Origin of the sequence: Lysinibacillus sp. RC46, assembly GCF_041262385.1 — a bacterium.
GTDB lineage: Bacteria > Bacillota > Bacilli > Bacillales_A > Planococcaceae > Lysinibacillus.
In genome coordinates, this window is sequence record NZ_JBGCCF010000012.1 from 76,904 (window position 1) to 97,435 (window position 20,532).

A 20,532-nucleotide genomic window follows, 5' to 3' on the forward strand; every position below is an offset into this window, starting at 1 on the left:
AAATGATAAAAGCACTCATAACCAAACAGTGTTAGGGATTGCCTTAACATTTGTTTTTATCTTTTCTCTAATGTATTGCTATATCGGAACACACTAAATTCCTTAGAAATGTATTTCTGATGAGTCTTTTGACGTTTTTTTCTTTCAGCTATTCCCCTTAAAGAATTGACAGTTATGTTATTCAATTTTTGACACGCTTAAACAAGCATTTGCTCCACTCGTTTTTCAAATGCAACGTTCTTTCCTAAAGCAAGCCAACGAAACCAATATAAGTAGTTATCCAGATATTTAGTGGCTACTCCTTGAAAATGGACCATCCAAGCCTTCTTCAAAATAACATTGCCATAGTATCCCCACCGAATATGAAGTGGTATACCGACTACATAAAAAAAAATACAAGAAATAAAAAACACATGTATCAACCCTTTCAAACTTAGCCGAAACACCCCATTTTTGGGGTGTTTACATAAAGCAAAGGAGCTGTCTACTGACAACCCCTTCCTTGTTCTACCGAAAAAGTTTTAATTTATCGATATACTCATAGAATTTTCACAAACACACCCTGTAGAAATTTTTCTTCAGCAGCTACATTCATTTTTCTAACATCTTCAGATAATTCGCTTGCCCTTCTTAATCGATTCTCAAGGTAAAGCAAAGGATCAATAAGTCTAGTTTTATTCTTTTGATGAATATCAAATTCTGTTTGATCCACGCTCACTTTTACATTAGAATGAAGCTGTTTTAATAGGCTCTGCACTTGCCTATCATTTGAAGATTTCATCAGTACAATTAGTTCTTCATCTTCCTTAAGAAAATCAGCGAGCGTAATAATCTTTTTATCCAATGCTAACTTTAGCGTTTGTGAAAGTTTATGATAGGCATAAATATTTAACGGATCCATAAAGAAATCAAGTACTTCTTGATAATATGTTTTCACAAACCATTCTGCACTTTCAATACTTTTCAGACACATCTTCCCTTGATGAATCATAATATCATTTAAAAATATTTTTATTTCTTCTAGTGAGGCTCGCCCATATGTGTACATATCTCTTAAAGTATTATCTACTCGATCTGCACATAAATCAGGAGCTGGTTGTTCAAGTAAATTCCATGTCGCAGTATTACTAAATAGATGTTCATAATCAAAGTTATACTTTTTAAGAATAAGAGGAATTTCAGAATTCATCATCACATTCATAAATATTTCTTCATGATAATCTTCAGCTTTATTTTCAAGGACGAAATCAATGACATGCGAAAAAGCTGTATGTGAAACATCGTGCAATAATCCTGCAATCTGCTCCTCTAAAGAGCCTCCAAGCTGTTTAATTAACAGCATGACACCAATCGAATGCTCATAACGTGTTACATTCCATCGGCTATTTACAAGATAACTTGCCCCACCTTGATGAATCCCCTTCAATCTTTGTACCGGTCTACTCAAAAGAAGTTCCGCTAACACATCATCTATCTCAAATTCACCATATAAATAATCAGAAATAATCATGTAAGCTTCTTCCTATGCAAAATTCGAAAGTACAAAAATCCCACCACAATGCGAGATTGGATGAAATTCTAATTGGCATACGCCTTTTAACAAGGCGCTAATTTCCTCATGGACAAAATAAAATTCATCATCATCCCAATAATCAATACTGTCTTGTCGACATTTTTCAAGCTGCGCTCTAGTTTCAAACGCAATATCACCGATAAAAATTTTGCCTGCAGGCGTAAGTTGCTGCAATAATGCTGTAATGTATTGCACCTTCATTTCATCGGTAAAATGATGCAGCGCATAGGTGCTAATAATGGCATCATATTTTTGATGAAGAAACTCTACTGGCAGCCCTTTTGACAAATCCCACTTCATTAAGTTTGCATCAGGCATTTTTTCTTTGGCGATTTCGATCATTTTCGAGGAAAAATCGAGTCCATTGATAAAATGGCCATTGTCATAAAGTTTTGCCGTTAACACCCCTGTGCCAAATCCAATGTCTAATACAGTTGATTTTGGAATGGACATGACCTCGTTAAATATCGTATTTAATACTGCTTTATATCCCGCAAATGGATACTGATTGCTTTCTTCACTTAGCTGAACCGTTTTATCGTAACCATCAGCCCATAAATCAAATCCTTGTTGATTTAGTAGCATAATCGTCCTCCTATGTTTTCCATCGATTACTAGTCTGATAAATGAATAATCATAGCCCTCGTTTATAAATTGATATGTGTATTAAAAAATTCGAATATTTTCTCATACACGTAAATTTCATTCGCCTTTTTCGTGAATCCATGTCCCTCATCCTCTAGCACAATATATTCCACTTCTCGCCCCTTGTCCTTTAAAGCAGCAACGATTTGGTCAGATTCCTTTTGCACAACACGTGGATCGTTCGCCCCTTGAATGACTAACATAGGTTTCGTCATACCATCTAAATACGTAATTGGTGAATCGACTGTTAATCTTTCTTTATCCTTCTCTGGATCTCCTATCCATTGCTTCATATATGGCGCCCAAAAATCCGGAACAGACTCAATAAATGAAAACAAATTACTTGGACCAAAAATATCGACAACTGCTTTAAAGTAATCTGCATGGCGACCATGTAATAACAGTGCCATATAGCCACCATAGCTACCACCTGAAAGCAGCATTTTATCACGATCCGCATAGCCCTTCTCAATAAGCCAATCAACCCCAGTAATATTATCAAGACGTGGACCATGACCCCAATCGCCCTCAACCATTTTCATAAAGTCTAGACCGTAGTTCGATGAGCCTCTAAAGTTTGGTGCAAAAATAGTGTATCCCTGGGTCACAAGGAATTGGAACATCGGTCGAAATGATTTGCGTTCAATTGATTGCGGACCACCGTGTGGCCATAAAATAACATGGCCATTCGAATTTTCTTCCTTCGCCTTGAACAAGAGTGCCTCAATTTCCAAACCATCAAACGATGGATAACGTAGCACTTCGGGTTCCACCAAATCCTCGTCCCGAACACCCGGTACTCTATAGTGAGTTAACTCCAACCACGAGCTTCCCATTTCCTTTGAAACAAAAATATTATTTGGCTTCGTAGCCGATTTTCCAAGCAAATATAAATGTCCGCTTGGCATAATAACCATTTTCTCAATAATATCAACAGGTGTTTCTAGTTTTTCATTTTTCCCATCTGCCACTGTATAACGATAAAGCCGATCCTCTACACCATAGGAACCAACTAAATAAAGTGCATGCTCTTCTTTCGAATAATGAATACTTGTAAAGTTTTCTTTTACTAATTGAAGCAACTTTATAAATTGTTTCGACTGAATATCAAATTTTGCTAAGTAGCTAAAATCTTCATCGTAATCTGTTAAAAAATAAATTTCCATTTCAGAAGTATACACAACATCGGAAACTGTATGTTGCTTATCCGTTAATGGCGTGAGCAATATTTCCTCACCATCAATTTGTACATATGCTAAGGAATGCGTATTACCAAACTGTTTAATATAAACAAATGATTTTTCCTCTGGGCTAACTGTAGCGATAAAAGTAGGTGCATTACTACCCTCAATAAGTAACTTTTCCTCTTCACTCTCAATGTCATAAACTAAACTATTTAAATACGTCGAATTTCCAGCTGTAGTTGAGTAATAAAGATGTCTACCATCCTCAGTCAAATGTGCGTAGAAATGACGCTCTCCCTCTTTATAGCGAATTGGTCCTAGGCTTCCTCCCTCAGGTGAGATTGCGTAAATTTGACTATTTTCATCGCCATCTTTATCAAATCCTGCTAAAAGGAATTCACCTGTTTTCGAATATTTAATAAAATTCGAAGTTTGATTATTAAAAGTCATTTGATAAGGAAATTTTTTCTCTAAATCCATTCCCCATAGATTAAAATATCCATTAAAATTCGTACTTAGTACCATCTGCTTTTCATCAGGACTAATCGCAAATCACTTACCGTTAAATTTTGCAAAAAATGCTTTGTGTTCATCTTTTCAAACTGAATCATAGACGTTCCTCTTTTCTTAAAAATTTTCTCTGGTAACAGTACTTTTAAAAAAGGGTTCCATCCCTTTTCCTGTGATAACGTCTTCAAGGCCAAATCGGCTTATCAGATGCCCCCAGGAAGCTTTGCTCTGCGCGAAAGCGAAGCGTCAGCGACAAAGCACCCCGTCGAAATGGAAACCAACCCCATGTCATGATGGAAACCCAATAAATACAATTATACCATTTATTTTAATATAAAAATCTGAATATTGTAACTTTATTTATTTCCTAAAAAATGTTATGATAAAGATAGTTTTCTTTTCAAGGAGGAATCGAAATGGACGCATTCTTTTGTAATGCTTGCTCTAGACCAAACACTTTACAGGTCAAAGAGGTCTAGAAAAGTTAACGCAAATAACATAATTGAATGATCTCTTTAGGCCATAAATTTTATGAAAAGCCTACAATACAGGAGTGAATTCAAATGGAAAAACCAACAATTCAGCCGTTTTTAACGGTGGCAAACTATCATTTACTTGAACAGCAAATGAATAAAATCATACGAACACTTGCAACGACGAAAGATAAGGACGTCATCCTTGCCGTACACGGTATCATTGAAAACGAGATCACAGCAAAATTAGCGTTGTCCGCTGAGGAAGCTGAGCTAATTGAACAGCTTTTCGAAGTGACAAATCGTGCACAGGGTGATGAGTATATTGAACGATTAAAACCATACGTCATCCCTTTCAAAGCAGTCACTGCCAACACACTGAAGAGCCTTTTTAAAAAGGAAAAAAAGCTAAAACTACCGAAGCTTGAAGAAATGGATTTTCAGGAGATTTGTTATTTAGCATGGGATGATCCTGGAACACATCGAAAATATGTCTTGCTGGAACAAGATGAAAAGTTCAAATCGATTAAAGGCACATTCTCCAATGATACTATTCGTGGAATATGTGCAATATGTAACCGCCATTCCGATGTAGGCCTATTTACTACATCTGTAAAAGGGCAAATCGTTGGAACGTTCACGAATTATAGTAATTACATTTGCGCAGACAGCCAAACATGCAATCGACATGTAACGGATATCGAAAAAACAAGGGAATTTTTCGAGCGCATCACTCAATAAAGTGAAACATTATTATTCAGTGTTATAGAGGAATAAAAAGAAGCCTTCTCCATTGCGGGGAAGGCTCTATAAATAGTTTTTATTAATTAATAACGAAGCTGATTTTGATCCACTTTTATAATCGACGAAGCAATGATGACAAAGCCAAGCATTAAAACAAAGATTAAATCGAGTAAACCTGTATGCATAGACACCGTAAATACCGTAATAGTAAATGCATAGGCGACAGAATGGAAACTACGAATGCCCTCCTGTTTCACTTTATTATAAAGAAGTGAAATTAAAGCACCATATAAAAAGAAGCCAATTGCTACTAATAAATAGCCCCCATCTAAAAATAATTGACCGATAAAAGTTGGTGTAGTTGTACGATTTCCACGGGTAATGACCTTACCCTTCTCCACACTTATGGAATTGACAACTTCAGTTACCACCATACGAGGTGAAATTTGTTTACCAGGTAATATCGTACTAAAGATACCTTTATGGACTTCACCGTTTAAATAACCGTTTTCCTGCGTATACTCAATAATTGTACTTAACACAATATGCCCTGTTACACTTTCTTCATTTAATGCACGCACCCATAACGGCGTTTGATTTACCTTTTGTTCAGCCGTTAACAGTTGGTCTCTTGCCTCTTCCGTTAGCTCCACATCAGGCTGGTCTCGGTTATTAAATTCTAATGACCGATCCTCCGTTAACACACGAATAAAACTAAACGTAGAGAAAGCTACACCAATAACTAACAGCGTTGTTAAAAACCACGTTAATTTCACTCGTTTTACTACGTAGTGGACAATGATGATCCCTGTAAATAGGATAATAATTAATGGCGTTCGATAGGCAACTAACACAAATAAAAAAATGATAAATACATAGATAGAACCGTAGATAAACCCTTTCTTCCACGTCATATGCTTTTCTAAAATCATTTTATAGGATAGCAGCAATAAAACTCCAAACCATAGTAATTGACTAAAGAAGTTCAGCTTTGGATTTAGGTTTCGGCGATTTGACTCATCCGAAATACCAAGTCCGCCTCCAAAAACCATCCATATGTACGAACATAAACCAAGTAACGTAAGAAACACGATAAAATGAATCACATATTTGCCTAAAAACGACAGACCAAATGAAGGAATTGTCCATTTCATCTTGTCTATAACGTAAACACCTATGTAATAACAAATAACTGCTAAAATAACTGCTGGCCAAATGGAAACATGTATATTGAACATTTCAAACCTATGCCAATCAAACATGCTCGTAAAGAAATATAGCAGTAAAATAAATGGTAAAAAGAAATACGGCGAAAACGTATCGATTTTATTTAATTTTCTAAAAAATTGTTTCATGTCCTTTCACACCCCAAAACACTTTCTCCCCCATACTTTATATTAATTTCCAATTATGTAAAACAAGAATAGTATATCATACCAATGGATTTTTTTGCATATCTACTTACTATTTTTGTTAGTAAATTTAAACATTTAAAGCCTAGTAAGTAATTTCTGTCTTCGTTGTTCAGGATACGCATGCCGAGTGCACGAAAAAATTCTATAGCTATCAATATCCAAAACGAAAACGAGTACGGCGCTTTTGTGCTTCCTGTACTCGTTTTAAGGTTTTATAATTTAATTTCCGAGAAGCATAACCTTCATATCACCGTAATGGAATACCATGGAAGGATCTGCAACAGCAAGACCAGGATTTGTAGGACTAGAAAGGCCTGATCCACCAACCACTTCGATTTCAAGTCTTCCACGTAACGGGCGTTCTCCTACTAAATAATCGCCTGTAGATTTAACATGAAGAATTCCATTTACAAGAGAACTAATATCAAACTCCAATCGAGTACAACTCCTTGGAGGTATAACAGTTGACGGAAGACCTTCTAAAAAAGGTTTTTCATTCTCATTCGTTATAAAAGGAAGTGATATTCCTTCCATTGAAAGCTGTAAAGAAGGGCAATATTCAATCACAACATCAGCCTCTAGTGGTTTGCTTGTAGGGTTTTTTATAAGAATCACAAGTCGATTATTAGGCTGTCCAACCGCAGCATCCAATGGAACAAGAAATGGTCCTGTAGTAATTGTATACTTTCTATTTTGACATGTTGATGTTTGATTTGACAAAGATTCACCTCCTAATAAAAAGATATTACTTTCTGTATATCTTATTAAAATCCAAAAACAATTGTATAGACGGTTGTAGAAAGAATCCTACTTTATTTTTAATTGTAAATGTAGTGGCTGGGAGCTAATTTCTCAAATTTACCTATTGAAACAATTCAATTCATTTAAACAAAACTATTAAAAAGATGGAGTACACGCATCTTTTTTAATACATGAAATCGAAAAATAATGAAATTTTAATGTTGGGTGCATTTTGGGGTACATGTTTTTTCTTCGCTACCATTAGAACAATCTGCTACAAACGGTGATTTATCAATGTTTTCCAACAAAAAAACACTCGTATTTTAAACGAGTGTTTCGACTAGGATAACCATTTCGGTGGTGTATTTTCTCCCAAATAAATTTGCTGTGATAGATACTCTATCTAATCTTGCCTATAGACATTGATAATTCAATGCACAAAGATAACTATCATAATTTCAAACTATGCAAAGCATAAAACAACTTTAATCATGGGCTGTAAAATGTATATGTTTTGATCAATTTCATCTGTATTAGTTTAAAAATTATCAAACTTTTTTCTCACTTTCTTTCGAAACATAAAGCCAAATCGATTAGTATATACTTCATTCCTGGCAAGAAGTTTATATGCATCTAGGATATTGGACATATGGGTATAAATGTAGATACCGACTGCAATCAGCCCAATACAAATCGGATAATAAGGTGTCAGAAAACCAGCGGAAATAAATTTTTTCCTTTCTAATCCAATTGGTAAGAACCCCACTACAAATAATCCGAATCCTGCTATCATAATAATTGAGTATTTTCTCTTCATATTTTTATATCTAATGTTTAGCTCTTGGAGATATTTTTCATCAAACAATAAAGGTTCTTGTTTAAGCACTTTATATTTATCTTCTTCAAAAAAAGATGTTGACGCAAGTAAACCTATTCCTATGGTTGCAAGAATAATCGTTGGTACTAAATAAGTTGATGGGTCTTGTTTAAAAATAAAATAAGGGATAAAGGATAAAGCAATAAAAAATAAACCCATTGAGAAATATTTAGCTGATTTACGAACAGAGAGTAAAAAACCTTCTGCCATTTCTTTGCTAACATAATATCCTGACTCTTTATCATTGCTTGGTTCGACAGAGTCCTTTAACAGATAATCCATAGAAACACCAAAAATATTTCCAATCATAAGAAGTCTTTCAGTTTCAGGATACCCTTGACCATTCTCCCATTTGCTAACGGCTTGTCTCGTCGTGTTTAATTTTTCAGCTAAAGCTTCTTGAGAAAGCCCATTTTCCTTTCTCAAATTAAAAAGTTTTTCACCAAATGTCACTTGCTTTGAACTCCTTCCATTTGTTATATTCTCTTATTTTAATAGTTACTACTTATAAGTAAAAATGCCGCTACCTTCATACAGCTATATGTTTAGTTAGTAAAAATACTTCAACGAATGTTACACAGGGAACAAAGCAGTGAATAATGAATATTTATCCAATTCACGAACTTTTATATTCCATTTTATTCCCATACATCACGATAACACGGGTATCTATTTGTTTCAATTCATTCGATTAGAATTGAAAGATATCATTTACCAGTTACCACTTTAGATATATCATATAAAGCAGCAACTATTATTTGGAGTGCAGCGAAGATTGCAACTATATTGAAAAAGGGATTTTCATAAAAACTTAACCTCTCGGTAAAAAATTCAGTCTGTAATATCCTATTTCCAAAATCACCGAAATTAACATTAGTAACTACAAATGTACCATCCAAAGTTGAAAAGATGAGGTTAAGAATTAAGAAGCCTCCAAGATTAATTATCCATTTTTTTATTAAACTCATCTTGTTATTATCCTCTCTTAATAATCTTGATTAATTTCAAATGTAGTAAACGACTCAAAATATTATTTCATTAAATCATAGTTTAAATAGCATCCTAATACTCCACCGAGGATTCCCCAAAAACCTATACTAACGGAATGCCAGAAGATAACTCTTCTTTTATTTGTTCCTGCAGCTAATGAAGTGAAAGCAGCAATATGGGCGGAAGCGACTAATGGAGCAATAAGTGCAAGTCCTGGAACTCCATATTTATCGTACCTTTCTCTCGCTTTCGTTGCGCGATTATGAATAAATCCTTTTTTTATTGAATTACGATTACGAATTTTTATAAACAAAGCATTAAAGGGTAAAATAACGAACAAGATTGAAATCCAGTTTCCTATCATACTAATAATTACTGCAAAAATAATCGGGATCCCGATGAGAGAACCGACTACAGCCCCACCAGGAGATTCTACGAACGGAATGAAAGATATAAAAAAAACGCCCAAATACTGTAAAAATAAATCTAATTCAGATAATTGACCAACAAACTCTTGTACCATTTGACGAAACATGTAATACTCTCCTTCTTTAAAGAACATTCCTTTTTACTTTTCCAAGGCGTGTTCACTATTTTTTTCTAAATCGAGACATGCCATATATAACAGCAACAAAGACAAAGCCTACAAATACGAATATATTTGTTATTGGCTCATTAACTCTTGGGATTGAGTCCTGAAAAATCTTTTAAAAAATTAATACCACTATTGTAAAAATAATTCCGATAATTGTTTCATTGTTTCTCCTCTCTAATTACTTTCAATAATGCACTGTTTTTTAATTTCGATTAAACATGAATCTCCTTTCTTAAATACTATCTAAATCTTAGAAAAACATTGCTCTTACTTCTACAATGTTGCAGTTGCACTTTGTCAACTTACGGTTGCAATCATGTTAAACGGTGTATTTTGTATAGAAATTCCCCACCGAACCTTAAAAACATAACTCAACGAGAAATTATTATCTGTTTAAACCGTTATTAAGTTTCTATAAACTTAGCTATTTATCAATATGAATTTATTAACACACGCGCTATTTTTTTATCACCATTAATGCAGTTATTGAAGATGAAATACTTCATCGAAAAAAATTAAGAGGTGTAAGTTTACCTTCTCTTGGAACAAATAAGCTGAGTTATTAGTACTCATCGATCCAACAAAGCACAATGTTACATTATGCGGAAGAATATGAGGATGAGAAGTACTATTCCTTTCTACTTTTGCTTTCTTATACTGGAATGCGAAAATGTGATGCGTTAGACCTCAATGGGGAGACCTTGACTTTAAAGAAAAGTTACTAGCGTTCGGGGAAAAATTAAAAAATGTGGATTATATGTTGAATAACAAATATTGTCCCATCAAAACTGTTTTTTCAGCTCATTGATGCCCGGTTATGAGAAACGTAGCACGATTTTCACAACGAATGTGAACTTCAAATCATGGGATGAAATTTTCCCTGATTGGTCATCTTCGTGCATATATGATGATATGCCCTTGGAATTTGGAGCACTTGCTTTTCTTCTCCCTCCCCTACCTAGATAATGTGTAAATATAATAACTCAGCAAATCGGTATAAATGTTGATATATCAATGTTTTCAAACAAAAAAACACTCGTATTTAAAACGAGTGTTTCGTGATTTTTTAGGATAACCATTTCGGAGGTGTGTTTTTCTCCCAATAGATATCTCCTAAATTATTATGTGCCATAAAGTCGTCCTCGGCACTGTGGTAGTGGAAGTTGTAGTAATAGCCTTCCTGTGGTCTTTTTTCTGTGCGGACATGGAAGCGAATTAAATCCATGCCTGTTTCATTGCTACTAATATTGAAAATTTTTTCTCCGTAGTTGCCACTTGGCTTTTCAGAAATTGTTAACGATGCTAATGATGAATCGTCTAAGCTTGCTACTGTCATCGCAATAGCTTCCTCCATTTTCGGGAAGATAATGGAGTCAAATTCATTGCTAATTTTTGGGCCGATTTTTGTGCCGAATTTTTTATAGGATTGCTCTTTCGCAGCGTCAACGAGCAATGAGCCATAGTCGACTGGTTCTTCTTGTATTTCTGTTTCTATCGGAAGAGCAGCCGCTTCTGCAGTGCTTGTCCCAGGTGATGGTCCGATAGAAGCACGATTTGATGGATTTTGATCAAATGCTTCCCATATCTCATGTGTTGGCGTAATTAATCCAAAAGTTAAAAACGCAACCATAATGACGATACTTTTTTGAACCCATTTCTTCATTAATTAACACCTTCTCTTTATGTACAAATTGGTAATTCTATTACTTATATATACGCATAAGCCTATAAAAGGTTTCATATTTCTATAATTCATTGTACAATATTTATGTATAAAGTAAAAACTTCACATCCTGTGAAAACGTTTGTATGACCATCATCCTGTTGCCCCAAACTAATCGGGCATTTATTAACAGTATGCTGGTTAAATGTGTCGTTTTTTTAAAAGGAGGTACAGAACATGGAAATCGCAATGGGTATTGGTCTTTTAATAATGTTAGGTTACTTATCATCTTTATGCTTCACGAACTAATACAATTCCTTTTTACAAAGAAAGTCCGCGAGCTTGCGGACTTTTCTACTTTTATAGCCAATTCTTCCGCTCACAGTCCTGAACTTTTTGAGCTACTTGCGAATCTTCCCCCAGACCTCCTCTCTGATCATTAAGTTTCGACAAAATAAAAAAGACTGTAGAGTAAATTTATCTATAACATCTACAGTCTGGAACGTTCTTTTTAGTCTTGTTATAAGTATTCAAGTACCATTCTTGCTACTAAAGTACGTGGCAAAATTGTAAAAATACCACTCTCTGTTCTAACAAACTGCCTATGCTCATCATTGTATCCCATACAATCTAAAATAATTAAATCCACCCGGTAATCTTTAAGATAACGAGCTGCTTCTTTAAAGTTTCCATAATCATATGGTGAGGCAACAGCAACTGTGATATCATCCGAAACCTCTTGCCACTTTTTAAGCTTACTTCTCCTCTGTTCATCTAATGGGATAATTAAACCTATCTTCGGTTTTTCGGCCATTGCACTAACAGCTTGGGTTACGATTCGATTTGGATAAAAAACGGGCTTTCCACATGTTAAAGTCGGCAAATCATCTGTGCTTAATACGACGACCATATCAACCGCTTGTTCCAACTTCGTTAATTCATTTTGTAATAATGGTAGCAGTTTTCTTCTGCTCATGATTATCGATCTACCATCACGCAATCGCGAAGCACATATATTCTTTTCGTTTCTCGCAATAACTGATAGTAATTGTGCTTCATTTAAGGAATCCAATGCTCCTCTTTCAACAATTTCTATATCTTTATGAAATATTTCTTTAAATGTTGGTGTAATGTCTGAACGAGGTGATTGTCCGATAGTCAAAAAACCGACTTTATTCATTCATAGTCACCCCTACTTTTGGTTGATCTAATACATCTAAAATCAATAATATCTGCTTTACCGCCATATCTATTCCTCCACAATTTTTCTCTATACTTTTGGCACGACAGCTTTTAGCTAGTATCATTTCTGTAATAAAAGTAGAAATATTCAGAAAACAAAAGGTTCAGTAAGGCTATTTTGCACTTTGATCAATTGATATCTTCTAATTCAATTCATGTCACTTTACTACTTTCCATAACATCCCATATCCAGACGGCTTCGCTTTTGAACATGGTATTAACTTGTTACCAACGAATACGACAGTCGGTAGCGATTTCGTTTTCAACATTTGCACTATAGTAATATTGTAAATAACTTACAAATTTTATATAGGCATTTTTAAGTTAAAATATTAATTAACATTGTTACATAAGTTCATATATATTGAAATATTCATCTGAAAAAATAATCAAAAAGAACTATATAGAATGTAACCGTTGGGAATTCATTATATAAAAAAGAGTAGACAAAGTTCGGTCTACTATCAGATGGCTCTTCTATATGTCTTTTCGATGGTTCTTTTCGTCGCTTCAGCTTTTCTATCCGCAAATTAGACAAGGGGCAGCCTCGCTTTTGCGAAACCACCCCTTTAGTATTTAATAGGTAACATTTTTCGTAAATTGTAAAGTCTCAACCCAATCATCTGGGGAATATTATCTTGAAACGTAAATGTTTCATCACCGCGGTAAAATTCCACTGTGTGCTTTCTAACTTAAGCAACGCAAACCCAACCTTCTTTTGCGTCCTTGCAGCCCTATAGCATGCGCCAGTGTGAATAAGTATCTACAAAAACAAAAAGCAGAATTCCAGATTACGTAAATATGCCACCTAAAATAGCACGATTCATATTATATCATAGAGTTTTTAAAAAGTAAACAGTTCATTTTAAGTTACAAAGGTATAACAGTTGAACATTCAATTTGATACCCATGTTGAGAAGACCATTTTAGTAATGAATCCCAATAGTTCTCGCAGATCGCAATAATATGTTGTGGATTCGAGAGATTCCCAGACATCACCAATTCGCATAGAACGTCAAACCCTTCAGGCTTATCTGTTAACGACAATGCTTCAGGTAATACTTGTGCAGAAGTTGTGAAAACTTGTTTATTGTGTAATCCCAAAATCATTGCACCAGCAGTTGCAATTTCCATCGCCAAAATCGGTAAAAATGTATGAGGACCATTCATTTCAATATTTCTCAATTTACCGATATACTCGTACATTTCTTCTTTTAACGTTCGACAGATAGCTTCTTTAAATATTGAACGAGCTACTGAGTTGGCTTTTGTTTTTAGTTCATGGAAAAAATCTTCCGGGTCATACACAGGTAGAATGTCGAAAAATTGCCCATGTGTCAATGGCCAATCTTCCTCAACTGTAATTGCCTCTTCCATAATATCTTCTGCACTTTCAAAGTTCACTTCTGCCTTCCAATCACCAGCTGTCCATTCATAGTTAAAACTCTCATCTAAAGAGTTTAAAATACATTTAATTTCTATATCTGAAAATAGTCCATCACTTTTTCGCGCTAACGAACCGTAAATTCCTATAGCTTGAACCTGTGAACCATATCTTTCTAAAACTTGGTTAGCAATTGAATAAGCAATTTCCATTTTTTCTTCTCTCGTTACTTTTTTCGGACCAATCATATTTGTCTCTCCTTGTTAATTATTTAAATGAGATTATAATTGGCCGCGGAGGACCACGAGCTTAACGAGGAATTTTGTCTGCCATCATGTGCAAAATCTCCTTTCCTAAATTAACATTCTGCTTTCTTTTTTCCAACAAATCAGAAATTTTTTCTATATCCATTTCAAACATAACCGAGTCATGTAATAGAGGTGCAAAATAATAAGTAACTTTTTCTTACCCATAGTAAAAAATAAATTATCTTCACTTATACTGTCATAAGCCGTATTAGCATCATAAGCTCTATGTATGCGAGAACCAGTAATTGGCTCTGTCATGCTGTATCCTGAACCGCTAATCAGAACAACGTTTTCATCTTGATCCCATCCACACGCAATTACACCAGATGCAGGGATTACTGTTTCATGACCCCACGGACTAGAGGGTTTCGTAAGTTCCATTGACTGTGCCTTTTTTAATAAATCAAGTTCAAATAATGTTCTTATTTCTTTTTCAGATCGCCACATCTTTCTTTTACTTATTAAATTATTCTACTATATTAGTAAACGCACTAATGCAGCTGTGATTTTTAGAGGTGTCTAATACGGCAAACCTAATCTCTGTGAACAATTGTCCAAAGCCTTCATCCTCTAAAAGCTCACGCCACCATGCAGCAATTTTTTGTGGATCATTTCGAAAGACACCACAGCCATATGCTCCTAAAATTAAATGCTTGTCTCCTTTATATGCGAATAGCGCTAATGCTAATCGCATTCGATCTTTCATTACACGTTCTGCTTCCTGACTATCTTCTCCCTTCGCCAAAGCCTGTCCGTAGTTCACAGCAGGTAAAGTTAGCACCGAGGCTGTCACGGGCTGTTTCATCAGAGCAAAGCGCTCATCACGGAAAAAGACTACATCCGGAGAGTAGATTGCATAATTCGTATACATCATCGATCGATTCGAACGATTTGCCTTATAATAGCCCTCGTTACAAAGCTGCGTTTTATATAACCCACTGGAAGCTGCCAAGCTTTCCTCCTGAGCCATAGCCCCCTTTAAAAATCCACCACCAGGATTTTTTGCACTCGCAAAGTTTAACACCCCAATTTTCTCTTTTCCTGTTGCAGCAAAGTCAATAATTGCTTTTACCGTTGCTTCATTTCCCAAGGAATATACAGATTGTTGTTGCAGTTTAGGAAGATTAAGATATTCTTTGACAATGTCTTTCCCCTGTTTCGGGTCAATCAACTCACTATTCTTCTCCGAAAATTTTTGTGCTTCCGCAAAATCTATTTGCTCATTGCCATATTTATAATAGCCTTGCTCCTGAATTCGCAATGTCTCCTGGGCAATTTCTTTTCGATTCATTATTAGTGCTCCTTTTTATAGAAATTTCGTTTGTCTTGGAATCAATTCTATTCTTCTCTTTAAAAAGGAATAGATATCACTCTAATTAACTATCCAATACTGTTTTATATTACCATATTTTGATTTTTAGATAAAAAAATAGAGGCCCGTTCACAATGAACAAACCTCTTGAAAACACAATATTTACTTCATTCAACATCCAGAACACCATAATGAAACTTCGCAGTTGTTCTTGTTAATTGTCTAAATTGATATTTGGTAAACCATTCTGAACGAAAATGAGCCTTTAACACTACCCGTTTTTTTGCCACTCGTTTTGCCTCACTTACCCATTCATCCGTTAATGTCACATGTTCCCCAGCGAAGCGTAATGCTTCAAAATTATTAGCTTCTTCAATAATCTCTTCAAACATCGGATCCATATATACGACATCAAAAGTATTGTCCGGTAAAGTTTTCAAATAGTTAACTGCCTCAGCCTGCACCACTTCAATTTGGCGCATACATACAGTTAATGGCAACTCAGTCGTATCGTAAGATTGCATTCCATGCTCAACAATAAAGGCCACATTAGGATTCGCTTCTAGCCCAACGACTCTCCCCGATTCCCCAACTGTATAAGCCGCCAACATGGCATCCGCAGCAAGCCCCAATGTACAATCAAGCACCGAATTTCCTTTTTCAAGCTGTGCCGCTTCTAAAAACGGCTCCACTTCTCCACGAGCTACACGCTTTAAGCGAAACGCTGCTGAATTCGGATGGAAGAAAAACGGCTCATTGGCACCAAAAGCATAATACTCAAAACGATTTTTCCCAGCAACGATCACATGCGCATGCAATTCCTGAGAGATCTTCCGAACAGAACGCTTTTTTCTTGGCTCAAATGATGCATCTAATTGTTTACACGCAAAAGCAGCGAGCCCCAACGATAAATCGTCTGGTCTGCCCGCTGTCGTAACAATGGTTTTTACTTCTCGCATGTTTGCTCTAAAACACCTGTTAAATGTGAAACAATTTGCTCCACAGGGAATCCTTCAATTTGTTCACGTGGAATAAAGTATGCCAATTGCCCATCCTTTAAAATTGCCATTGATGGTGAACTTGGTGGTACATCCTCAAAAAAGCTACGCATTGCCGCAGTCGCTTCAGGATCCTGACCCGCAAAAACAGTCACAAGATTATCAGGCTTAACCGCCTCCACTGCCTCACGAGCAGCCGGACGCGCCAACCCAGCCGCACAACCACAAACCGAGTTAATCACAACCAACGAAGTCCCCTTCGTCTCCGCCATAAACTCATTCACCGCATCAGCCGTCGTAAGCTCCGTAAATCCAGCCCCCACTAACTCCTCACGCATCGGTTTCACTACCTGTTTCATATATTCATCGTAAGCGTTCATGCTTTTACCCTCTTTCATATGTATTCGCAAATGTTATTATAGCAAGGTTTTTCTCGAATGTACAAAGACTTGCCTTTTGCCTGATTTCATGGGTTTTCGGGGGAAATGTGACTTTTTCGTGATTTTGGTGACTTTTTTGTGTAACGAGGATTGGTTTGTTAAACACTTGTTACACACCCGAAAGATGGATTCTATTATTATATTTTCTACTGTTTTTATTAGTCTTCCATCCACACTTATTATAAAGATTTTTCATTTACTTTATCATTTGACTCCAATAAAATGTAAATAAATACATATAAAAGAGGTAACAAAATGAATCCATGGATAAAGGCCATTCTGGGTGTAGTCATAATATTCGGCTTCAGTATAACGTTGAATCAATTGATGGAACCTGGAGTTTTAAGCACTATGTTAAAAGGCTTAGTTATTTCAGTTGTAATACTTGTGAATAATTTCACTCACAATAAAAATACAGAACACAAAATAAACCAAGATAGCCATTAAACTATCTTGGTCTTAGTTTTCATTTAGCAACATACTTATCATGATAACGTTTGAGCATTGTTGCCATTTGTTCACGGGTAAGTGCACCAGTAGGATTTGTGCTTTTTCCATCTCCTTTGATAATACCCTCTTTAATAGCCCATTCCCATGCGCTTTTGTGTGTTGAGGCTACTTCAGATGAAGAATGTAAATTAGCTTTGTTTGCTATTAAGTTTTTTAATAAGTTCAATTCTTTCTTTAGTTCATTATATTGATTCACTTTCAAATCCTCCTCAAGTCCATTTTTGATATCTTTTTTGAATTGCTCCTCTGTTACTCCCATGCTGATTAGATATGAATATGGATCCACATGAGTAGTACCACCTAAATTATTTGTAATCCATCGATGCGTTTTGACTCCATTCCCAATACTGTCTAAAACAATTGATATACCTGCATCTTTAGCAAGCTTTCGTAAAAGCCAAATGTACGCTTCGTAATCTTTTTTAAATTGTTCCTTGTCAGATGTACGTGCTAATTCCACTTGCGCATAACTATATGGATTACCTTTATGCCCACAACCGTATTGCACTCGATTAACTGGTGCAACTTGTACAATTCGGCCACCACCACCAACCCAGTGAGAAGTAAAGGCATTTGCTTTGTTTCGGTTCATATAGGCGATTTCTCTTTCTAATGCATCAATACCACTATTTTTCGCATTACCAGATTCATGGGCAATGACATATTTCACCACGGTTAATGCCTTATTGGGCAAATCTGCCATCATTTGTTTTTCAATAATATAGCTCATTTTGCATCCCCCTCCCCTGATTTATCCTTAACAATTGCTAAAATATTTTTAATAAACTCTGGCGTAGGCAAACCCATCTTTGTACCGTTTTCCGTGATAGAAATAAATTCAAGTACGCAAAATGCAATGGCTGCCCCATCACCTGCGTACTCGATACCTGGAATTACTAGCGACAGTAAATACACTGATCCAACTAACATTAAGTAATAAATTTTTCGTATGATGCCGTTAAATCCTACACGACTGTTTAAGTTACGATTAACGATACCGCCCATAATTCCTGTAATATAGTCAATAGCCATAAAACCGATTAATACAGTTACTGCCATGCCTAGACCATCCACAGCATAAGACACTAAAGCCCCAATTAATCCACTAATTGCCCCTATCCATTTTTCCATTACAACACTTCCTTTTTTGCATAATAAAAGCCCTCCACAGATGATTGTGGAAGGCATAAAACAAAATGTATTATTACTAATTTTGTAGTAAATCAAAGTTATATTTTTTATTTATCTTATTTGCAATTGTTTCTAAAAACAATTCAACAGTCATGTTTTCAACTTCTCTTGTATACCATGCAAGTTTTGCACCATAAATTTTTTTATTATAATTTACTTTTAATGGCCAAAATTTTTTAGTTGCATAAGTATAATCAAATTTCACATATAGTTCCTTCCCATTTGGACATTCCATAATTACGTTATACATTGGATTTTTTCTTTCTGGCTCAAACTTAACTTTTCTAATTTTGGTTAGCAATAAATCACTCCTCTATTTACTAAATTCGACAAAAGGAAAGGAATCCCTGCTGAATTAAATAATAAAAATAACGCTAGCTTATGCCGCGTTTCTCTTAAAACATATTTGCATACTCACTCCATGACAGTACATTTAGTTCTTCCTGCTTTGAAAATAGATAATCAAGCATGTTTTTAAACTTTTCTGTTGGATAATTCATTTCATCTTTATTTACATCTTCTACTTTGTGAAGTAGGAAAATCACCGTTGCCCCTGTTTCTATTACATAATCAATCGCATTTCTAAATGTGATTTCTTCTACATTGTTATATAGAATGACTGTTTTAAGCAAATGTGGTTGAATTGGTGGAAGAATTTCATATTCTTCTCTTATTGACCTTCCTAATTTATAGTTTTTCATGACCTCTAAAACGTCATTATTATAACCGCCATAAGGGTACGCTACAAAATCAGCAGTTCTGGAAAATCCATTGGATATTAACCATTCCCTACACACGTCCAATTCTTCCTGAATACGATTTATTGACAATGTTGATAAATCTTGATGTGTAACAGTGTGATTAAACAAATCCCACCCATAATTATATAACTCTTTTAATTGTGCTAAATTCATATATCCCGTTGTACCTACTGAGCCGCTAATGACACCAACTGATCCAACGAATCCTCTAGCCAACATGAGGGGAAAAGCGTTCGTATATTGAGAAATAAAACCATCATCAAAGTGAAGCAATACATTTCCTTTTGAAATCCTGTTGGTGTAGACTCCATCAAATACGACAAATGTATGATCGCCAGTAACACTAATTTGTAATGTTGTAATCGTATTATTAAGACTTTCATTACCTACTACATTCAATTTAGAAAGAGGTATCATGACCTCATTCCATCCACTAATCACTTTCCATTTTGTCGTTTTCCAAGAAAGATAGCTGGCCATATTATCAACTGAAGATAATCTCAACTCAATATTAGAAAGCTTGTTCACATCTTCTACGTAGAAACGTATCATCATTGTTTTGGTTTTTGATAAGTTAAATTGTACTGATCTTAGTCTACTCGCTGATGTAGTATTGGCATCATTTGTAGTTACTTTGACAGACGACTGTCCGACTTTAACATGTTCTGTATCTTGTGAAACTACTCCATACCACAATTGCCATCTTGAGAAATCTGTCATTAATCTTCCCTGGTTAATGGTTTCTTTAGACTGTCGATTTCCCGATGTAATAGCTGCAAATCCACCCTTCTCACCATCCCAATATTGCGGTATGACTGCGCCAACTGCATCACGGATTAGCTTCTTTTTTGTAAAATCAACACCTTCTCCGCCTGGTACTACAAAAACTTGCTTTACATTATCCCAACCCTGACTAGGTATAGGGCTTCCCAATGCATCACGGATTAACTTTTCTTGATTAAATTTTGTCATATTA

General features: G+C 35.3%; 21 protein-coding genes and 2 pseudogenes. 3 read left to right on the forward strand and 20 right to left on the reverse strand.

Annotated features, from left to right (window positions below):
- Nucleotides 1-197: 197 nt before the first annotated feature.
- From ABH966_RS12860 to ABH966_RS12875, 4 genes and pseudogenes are all read right to left on the reverse strand, one after another.
- Nucleotides 198-326, reverse strand: a pseudogene (locus ABH966_RS12860) (IS1595 family transposase); the annotation flags it as partial.
- A 212-nt stretch (nucleotides 327-538) separates the two neighbouring features.
- On the reverse strand, nucleotides 539-1,510 hold the full coding sequence (locus ABH966_RS12865; RefSeq protein ID WP_370078987.1) for an HD domain-containing protein: 972 nt from the start codon (nucleotides 1,508-1,510) through the stop codon (nucleotides 539-541).
- Nucleotides 1,511-1,522: 12 nt separating this feature from the next.
- On the reverse strand, nucleotides 1,523-2,158 hold the full coding sequence (locus tag ABH966_RS12870) for a class I SAM-dependent methyltransferase (RefSeq protein ID WP_370078989.1): 636 nt from the start codon (nucleotides 2,156-2,158) through the stop codon (nucleotides 1,523-1,525).
- Between the two features lie 62 nt (nucleotides 2,159-2,220).
- Complete coding sequence (locus ABH966_RS12875) at nucleotides 2,221-3,882, reverse strand: S9 family peptidase (RefSeq protein ID WP_370078991.1); 1,662 nt, start codon at nucleotides 3,880-3,882, stop codon at nucleotides 2,221-2,223.
- Between the two features lie 593 nt (nucleotides 3,883-4,475).
- Between ABH966_RS12875 and ABH966_RS12880 the strand changes: the two genes are divergently transcribed.
- Nucleotides 4,476-5,126 (forward strand): FusB/FusC family EF-G-binding protein, encoded by a 651-nt coding sequence (locus ABH966_RS12880; RefSeq protein WP_370078993.1) that lies wholly within the window; start codon nucleotides 4,476-4,478, stop codon nucleotides 5,124-5,126.
- Between the two features lie 86 nt (nucleotides 5,127-5,212).
- Here the strand turns inward: ABH966_RS12880 and ABH966_RS12885 are convergent, their stop codons facing one another.
- The 5 genes from ABH966_RS12885 to ABH966_RS12905 form a co-directional block, all read right to left on the reverse strand.
- A complete protein-coding gene (locus ABH966_RS12885; RefSeq protein ID WP_370078995.1) occupies nucleotides 5,213-6,484 on the reverse strand; it encodes an oligosaccharide repeat unit polymerase in 1,272 nt (423 codons plus the stop codon).
- A 279-nt stretch (nucleotides 6,485-6,763) separates the two neighbouring features.
- Complete coding sequence (locus ABH966_RS12890) at nucleotides 6,764-7,264, reverse strand: hypothetical protein (RefSeq protein ID WP_370078997.1); 501 nt, start codon at nucleotides 7,262-7,264, stop codon at nucleotides 6,764-6,766.
- A gap of 559 nt (nucleotides 7,265-7,823) precedes the next feature.
- Complete coding sequence (locus tag ABH966_RS12895) at nucleotides 7,824-8,615, reverse strand: helix-turn-helix domain-containing protein (protein WP_370078999.1); 792 nt, start codon at nucleotides 8,613-8,615, stop codon at nucleotides 7,824-7,826.
- 254 nt (nucleotides 8,616-8,869) lie between these two features.
- Nucleotides 8,870-9,130 (reverse strand): YfzA family protein, encoded by a 261-nt coding sequence (locus tag ABH966_RS12900; protein WP_370079001.1) that lies wholly within the window; start codon nucleotides 9,128-9,130, stop codon nucleotides 8,870-8,872.
- 62 nt (nucleotides 9,131-9,192) lie between these two features.
- Nucleotides 9,193-9,687 carry a small multi-drug export protein gene (locus ABH966_RS12905; protein ID WP_370079003.1) on the reverse strand — a complete coding sequence of 165 codons (495 nt, stop codon included), beginning with the start codon at nucleotides 9,685-9,687 and terminating at the stop codon, nucleotides 9,193-9,195.
- A gap of 842 nt (nucleotides 9,688-10,529) precedes the next feature.
- On the opposite strand from ABH966_RS12905, the pseudogene ABH966_RS12910 reads away from it, so the two are divergent.
- Nucleotides 10,530-10,632, forward strand: a pseudogene (locus ABH966_RS12910) (ATP-binding protein); the annotation flags it as partial.
- 181 nt (nucleotides 10,633-10,813) lie between these two features.
- Here the strand turns inward: ABH966_RS12910 and ABH966_RS12915 are convergent.
- The 7 genes from ABH966_RS12915 to ABH966_RS12945 all read right to left on the reverse strand — a co-directional run bounded on the left by ABH966_RS12915 (nucleotide 10,814) and on the right by ABH966_RS12945 (nucleotide 17,034).
- Nucleotides 10,814-11,410, reverse strand: coding sequence for a YpjP family protein (locus ABH966_RS12915; protein WP_370079005.1), 597 nt, complete (start codon nucleotides 11,408-11,410; stop codon nucleotides 10,814-10,816).
- Between the two features lie 520 nt (nucleotides 11,411-11,930).
- A complete protein-coding gene (locus tag ABH966_RS12920) occupies nucleotides 11,931-12,590 on the reverse strand; it encodes an AroM family protein (protein WP_370079007.1) in 660 nt (219 codons plus the stop codon).
- Nucleotides 12,591-13,522: 932 nt separating this feature from the next.
- The gene (locus ABH966_RS12925) at nucleotides 13,523-14,284 is read right to left on the reverse strand and encodes an ANT(4')-I family aminoglycoside nucleotidyltransferase (protein WP_370079009.1); all 762 of its coding nucleotides are present in this window, start codon (nucleotides 14,282-14,284) and stop codon (nucleotides 13,523-13,525) included.
- Nucleotides 14,285-14,437: 153 nt separating this feature from the next.
- Nucleotides 14,438-14,791: a hypothetical protein gene (locus ABH966_RS12930; protein WP_370079011.1), complete on the reverse strand. Its 354-nt coding sequence runs from the start codon at nucleotides 14,789-14,791 to the stop codon at nucleotides 14,438-14,440.
- A gap of 19 nt (nucleotides 14,792-14,810) precedes the next feature.
- Nucleotides 14,811-15,635 (reverse strand): TIGR02452 family protein, encoded by an 825-nt coding sequence (locus ABH966_RS12935; RefSeq protein WP_370079013.1) that lies wholly within the window; start codon nucleotides 15,633-15,635, stop codon nucleotides 14,811-14,813.
- A gap of 188 nt (nucleotides 15,636-15,823) precedes the next feature.
- Nucleotides 15,824-16,615, reverse strand: coding sequence for a class I SAM-dependent methyltransferase (locus ABH966_RS12940; protein ID WP_370079015.1), 792 nt, complete (start codon nucleotides 16,613-16,615; stop codon nucleotides 15,824-15,826).
- The gene (locus ABH966_RS12945; RefSeq protein WP_370079017.1) at nucleotides 16,603-17,034 is read right to left on the reverse strand and encodes a BrxA/BrxB family bacilliredoxin; all 432 of its coding nucleotides are present in this window, start codon (nucleotides 17,032-17,034) and stop codon (nucleotides 16,603-16,605) included. Before ABH966_RS12945 ends, ABH966_RS12940 begins: the two co-directional genes overlap by 13 nt.
- A 315-nt stretch (nucleotides 17,035-17,349) precedes the next feature.
- Between ABH966_RS12945 and ABH966_RS12950 the strand changes: the two genes are divergently transcribed.
- Nucleotides 17,350-17,541 (forward strand): hypothetical protein, encoded by a 192-nt coding sequence (locus ABH966_RS12950; protein WP_370079019.1) that lies wholly within the window; start codon nucleotides 17,350-17,352, stop codon nucleotides 17,539-17,541.
- A 19-nt stretch (nucleotides 17,542-17,560) separates the two neighbouring features.
- Here the strand turns inward: ABH966_RS12950 and ABH966_RS12955 are convergent, their stop codons facing one another.
- The 4 genes from ABH966_RS12955 to ABH966_RS12970 form a co-directional block, all read right to left on the reverse strand.
- Complete coding sequence (locus tag ABH966_RS12955) at nucleotides 17,561-18,334, reverse strand: N-acetylmuramoyl-L-alanine amidase (protein WP_370079021.1); 774 nt, start codon at nucleotides 18,332-18,334, stop codon at nucleotides 17,561-17,563.
- On the reverse strand, nucleotides 18,331-18,735 hold the full coding sequence (locus ABH966_RS12960; protein ID WP_370079023.1) for a phage holin family protein: 405 nt from the start codon (nucleotides 18,733-18,735) through the stop codon (nucleotides 18,331-18,333). Before ABH966_RS12960 ends, ABH966_RS12955 begins: the two co-directional genes overlap by 4 nt.
- Before the next feature lie 76 nt (nucleotides 18,736-18,811).
- Nucleotides 18,812-19,096 carry a hypothetical protein gene (locus ABH966_RS12965; protein WP_370079025.1) on the reverse strand — a complete coding sequence of 95 codons (285 nt, stop codon included), beginning with the start codon at nucleotides 19,094-19,096 and terminating at the stop codon, nucleotides 18,812-18,814.
- 94 nt (nucleotides 19,097-19,190) lie between these two features.
- Nucleotides 19,191-20,528: a polysaccharide deacetylase family protein gene (locus ABH966_RS12970; RefSeq protein ID WP_370079027.1), complete on the reverse strand. Its 1,338-nt coding sequence runs from the start codon at nucleotides 20,526-20,528 to the stop codon at nucleotides 19,191-19,193.
- Between the last annotated feature and the right edge of the window lie 4 nt (nucleotides 20,529-20,532).